The 4,344-nt window shown below is 56.4% G+C and carries 3 protein-coding genes; all 3 read left to right on the forward strand.

The window, feature by feature from the left end; all coding sequences use genetic code 11:
- A partial coding sequence (locus ACH2EH_RS13150) for a hypothetical protein (RefSeq protein WP_395142366.1) occupies positions 1 to 527 on the forward strand: 527 nt, incomplete at its 5' end.
- A gap of 188 nt (positions 528 to 715) precedes the next feature.
- Positions 716 to 2,389: a dihydroxy-acid dehydratase gene (gene ilvD / locus ACH2EH_RS13155; RefSeq protein WP_395142370.1), complete on the forward strand. Its 1,674-nt coding sequence runs from the start codon at positions 716 to 718 to the stop codon at positions 2,387 to 2,389.
- 244 nt (positions 2,390 to 2,633) lie between these two features.
- On the forward strand, positions 2,634 to 4,344 hold a 1,711-nt coding region (gene asnB, locus ACH2EH_RS13160; RefSeq protein ID WP_395142368.1), incomplete at its 3' end, for an asparagine synthase (glutamine-hydrolyzing).

Consider the following 4,344-nt stretch of genomic DNA (forward strand, 5'->3'; position numbering starts at 1 on the left):
CCGAGGGACGGGCGCTGCTCCAAGCCGCGCAGACACAGCTCGGGCTAACACAGCTCAGCCGCGCCATGCAGAAGCAAAAGACCGAGGCGTTTTTAGAGACCGAAAAAGTCGCACGCCGCGCCTACGCCGACCTTGCCGCTGCCGGAAGGGCGCTCTTTCCCGCAGGCGCACACGGACGCACCGCGCTCGGACTCAGCGGCAATACCCCCCAGAGCCTCGCCGCGTTTCTCCGCGCCGCCGATGCCCTCTTCGACGGCGCAACCAACGGCCCCGACGACATAAAAACAGCGCTGGCAGCGCACGGCTACACGGCAGTGAAGCTGGCAAGCGAGCGTGCCAAGCTCACGGCGCTCAAGGCGGCGGACAGTGCACAAGAAGGGGCAAAAGGCGGGGCGCAAGACCTCACCCCCCAGCAGAACGACGCCCTCGCCGCGCTAGATCACTGGTCTGCCACCTACCTCAAGTTCGCCCGAATCGCCCTGCGGGAGCGGCCCCAGCTCCTGGAAAAGCTCGACGTGAAGGCATAGCCACCGATTGGAAATCGGTGGCTACAGTGGCCTGCGGCTACAAAGTCCGTGCCGGGCTGAGGAAATAGGTTCGGGAGCCCGGCACGGGCTTTGCGGCGCTTGCGCCACTGCAGACGTCGGTTTTCAACCGGCGGCACGCGATAGAATAACCCCGGAGGATTTTTCATACCGTGCCTTTGAACCCAACCGTGCCTTTAAACTTGCGCAGCCGTCTTATCACTGAGGGCGTCCAGCGCGCCCCGAACCGCTCCATGCTCCGCGCTGTCGGCTTTGGCGATGGAGATTTCCAGAAGCCTATTGTGGGGATTGCCAGCGCCCACTCGACCATCACGCCCTGCAACATGGGGATTCGCCCGCTCGCGGAAAGAGCGGAGGCGGCGATCCGTGACGCTGGAGGAATGCCGCAGACCTTTGGCACGATCACCGTGAGCGACGGTATCTCAATGGGCACCGAGGGCATGAAGTATAGCCTCGTGAGCCGCGAGGTGATCGCCGATAGCATCGAGACGGCGGTGATGGCGCAGTCCATGGATGCGGTGCTGACCATTGGCGGCTGTGACAAGAACATGCCCGGCGCGATGATCGGGATTGCACGAATGAATATCCCGGCGATCTTTGTCTACGGTGGGACGATCAAGGCGGGCAAGTTTCGCGGTCGTGATCTGAATATCGTCAGTGTGTTTGAAGCCGTCGGGGCGCACGCGGCGAGCAAGATGGACGACGAGGAGCTGCGCGGCATCGAGTGCCATGCGATTCCCGGCGCGGGCTCGTGCGGCGGGATGTACACCGCCAACACGATGAGCAGCGCGATTGAGGCGATGGGTATGAGCCTGCCGGGCAGCTCGACCATGGCGGCGGTGGACCCAGAGAAAGCCGAGAGCGCTGCCGAGAGTGGCCGCGTCTTGGTGGAAGCTATCAAAAAACAGCTCCTGCCGCGCCAGATCATGACCCGCAAGGCATTTGAGAACGCGATTGCCGTGGTGATGGCGACCGGCGGCTCGACCAACGCCGTGCTGCACTTGCTCGCTATCGCCCACGCCGCCGAGGTGCCGCTCGCCATTGACGATTTCGAGGAAATCCGCAAGCGCGTCCCGGTTTTGTGCGATCTCAAGCCCTCGGGCAAGTATCTCGCCAATGACTTTCACCATGTCGGGGGCGTGCCGCAGGTGATGAAGATGCTCCTGAATGCGGGCCTGCTCCACGGCGACTGCGTCACCATCACCGGCCAGACGATTGCCGAGACACTGGTAAGCATCCCCGATGCGCCGCCTGCCGATCAGGAGATCATCCGGCCCTTCGAGACACCGATCTATAAGCAGGGCCATCTGGCAATCTTACGTGGAAATCTAGCGACCGAGGGCTGCGTCGCGAAGATTACGGGCGTGAAATCGCCGGTACTCACCGGCCCTGCTCGGGTCTTTGAGAGCGAGGAAGAGACGCTCACGGCCATTCTCGCGGGAATGATCAATCCCGGCGATGTGCTGGTGATTCGCTACGAAGGCCCCAAAGGCGGTCCGGGAATGCGCGAGATGCTTGCCCCGACCTCTGCGATTATCGGCGCGGGCCTCGGCGACTCCGTTGGCCTCATCACCGATGGGCGCTTCTCGGGGGGCACCTACGGCCTCGTGGTCGGTCACGTTGCACCCGAAGCCGCCGTCGGCGGAACTATCGGTTTAGTTAAAGAGGGCGACAGCATCACGATAGATGCCATCACGCTCAGCCTCACGCTCAACGTGGACGACGCCCAACTCGAAGCCCGCCGCGCCGTTTGGCAGCCACCCGCGCCGCGCTACACCCGAGGCGTGCTTGCCAAGTACGCTAAGCTCGTCTCCACCGCAAGTGTGGGGGCCGTCACGGACTGACTCTACGAATGCGCAGGGTGATTCGGTAGCCACCCTGCACAATCACATTCGGAGGCTTGACACGTGCCGAAAAGTGCCTTGCTTCGTGTAAAGAAAAGTGTTACACTTTGCTAGCTTGAAGCTGTTTTTCCTTGGGAAAGGCACACGCCTGGCATATCTGCAAGGGAAGAGCTGCTAACTTCAGTGGGCGGATAAAGATCCGTGTAGAAGCTCCCTTAATCGCTGAAAAACGAAAGTACAAGTTATGTGTGGCATAGCGGGCATTATTACTAATAATCCTAGGACGGGCGAGACGTATCAAAAAACATTAGATGCGATACATCACCGTGGTCCTGACTCTGGGGCAATGGTCCAATGTGGCCAAGCGTCTCTGTTGTTTCGTCGCCTTGCCATTATTGATCTTTCTCCTAGTGGTAACCAGCCGATGTGCAATGAGACGCAATCTGTCTGGATTGTGTTCAATGGAGAGATCTATAATTTTGCAGAGCTTCGCCGTGATCTCTTAGAAAAACATCAGTTTCAATCAAATACCGACACCGAAACGCTCATTCATGGTTACGAAGAGTGGGGTTTTGAAGGACTGCTTCGGCGAATTGATGGGATGTTTGCTTTTGCGATTTGGGACGAGGAAAAGCAGACGCTCTTTTTTGCCAAAGATCGAGTAGGGAAGAAGCCATTTTTCTACACTGAGCTGCCATCGGGGGAGTTTGCTTTCGCCTCGACATTGAATGCCCTCTTGACGTTGCTGCCGGAAAAGCCTGAAGTGGATAGGGTTGCCCTGGATCAATACTTGATTTATCAAGCCGTGCCAGCGCCGCATACAATCTACAAAGGGATTTATTGTTTACTCCCTGCCCAGTTTGGAACTATTAAACTAGGTGAGAAGGACTATGGATTTCAATGTATTGGAGGCAAGGTGCAGCTGGGGACATATTGGACACTGTCTTATGCCCATAAGAAAAAAAGAAAAGAGCCTGAGCTTCTTGATGAGTTAGATGCAAGACTCCGACAAGCCGTTGAGCGTCGTTTGATGTCGGATGTACCTTTGGGAGCGTTTCTCTCTGGAGGAGTGGACTCCGGGCTTGTTGTTGCACTGATGTCCCAGCTTCGTGATGAACCTGTAGAAACCGTGACGATTGGTTTTGAAGATCCCAAGTTTGACGAACGCCCCTTTGCGCGTATGGTTGCTGATCGCTGGAAGGCCAATTCCCATGAACATACGCTTCCTGCGAATGAGATTTATAATCTTCCTGAGATTATCTGGCACTACGGTCAGCCCATGGCTGACGTCTCAATTGTTCCTACATTTGCGGTATCCCGTTGCGCACGCGAGCATGTGACAGTGATTCTCAATGGAGATGGGGGTGATGAAGGCTTTGGAGGATACTCTCGCCCGATGATCGCGCGGGCTGCACAGGCTTGTTATGAAAAAATTCCTGCATTCTTACACCAACCAAGCGCAAAAGGACTGTCTTTGCTAGGGAAGCGTGGTAAATTGCTCAGCAGTGCTCTGAGGGCTTCTCGGCCTCAAGATCGTTTTGTTTATGAACGCGGCTTCCGGGAGTTTCGGGATAAACTTTACCTACCGGACGCATTCAGTAGTCTTAAAGATATTGATGCCGATGCACACTATCGTACGGCATGGGAAAAAAGCGATGGGCCAACGGATGGCGACCGCGTTCTGAATGCTGAGTTGACAACCTATTTACCGAATCAGCTACTAACAAAGATGGATGTGTCTACGATGGCCCATTCTGTTGAAGGGCGCTCTCCTTTACTGGATATCCAGCTTCTTGAATTTGCCGCAACCATTCCTATAGAACAGCTTACACAGGGATGGCAGACTAAATATCTACTGAAACGACTTGCTGAGCGGTATGTCCCTTCTGAGGTGCTCTACCGACGGAAACAGGGATTCGTCATGCCAATCAATGATTGGATACAAGGCGAACTTG

It is taken from the genome of Armatimonas sp. (assembly GCF_043760365.1).
Lineage (GTDB): Bacteria > Armatimonadota > Armatimonadia > Armatimonadales > Armatimonadaceae > Armatimonas.